The organism is Methylobacterium sp. J-001 (assembly GCF_022829565.1).
Lineage (GTDB): Bacteria > Pseudomonadota > Alphaproteobacteria > Rhizobiales > Beijerinckiaceae > Methylobacterium.
This window is the reverse complement of the sequence record NZ_JAKSYN010000114.1, coordinates 1-623: the sequence shown is the minus strand read 5'-3', so window position 1 is coordinate 623 and position 623 is coordinate 1. Positions and strand designations below refer to the sequence as shown.

Sequence of the window (623 nt, the reverse complement as noted above, 5' to 3'; positions counted from 1 at the left end):
GGCTCGAACCGGAAGATGAACGTTCCGGCCGGATCGGCGGCGAAGTCCGAGAGGCCGCGCGCCTTGGCGAGCGCCTGGGCGAGCGTGATGCCGTCGGCCTGGAACGGCAATTCGGTCGCCTGGCCGAGCGCGCCCACCGCCAGGAAGGTCTGGGGATCGCGCACCAGGGTCAGCACGTCGTTGGGCCGCAGGTAGATGTTCTCCTTCGGGTTCGACACCACCGTGGTCAGCGGCACGGTCGCGGTGAGCGGCCCGCGCGACAGGCGCACGAAGGTCTCCGACACCGGCGAGCGGTTGCCGCCGGCAGCCGCGATCACGTCGAGGATGCGGTCGCCGTGGCCCGAGAGCGGCAGGCGGGCGCCGGCCGCGCCCTCGCCGGTGACGGTCACCGCCTGGGAGATCGGCCGGGTGACCGAGACCAGCACCTGCGGCTGGATGGCCTTGCCGGCGAGCTCGTTCTCGATCAGGCCCTGGACGTCCTGGGGCCGGCGTCCGGCGACCTTGATGCGCCCGGCATAGGGCACCGAGATCGCGCCGTCGCGGCCGACCGGCTGCTCGGGGATGAGGGCGGATTTGGAGCCGGCGGAGAACCGGTCGGCGACCAGCGGCCCGGAGAACAGGCC

The 623-nt window shown here is 73.0% G+C and carries 1 protein-coding gene; it reads right to left on the bottom strand.

Going from position 1 to position 623, the window contains the following annotated elements:
• On the bottom strand, positions 1-623 hold a 623-nt coding region (locus tag MKK65_RS12495), incomplete at both ends, for a polysaccharide biosynthesis/export family protein (RefSeq protein WP_243957991.1).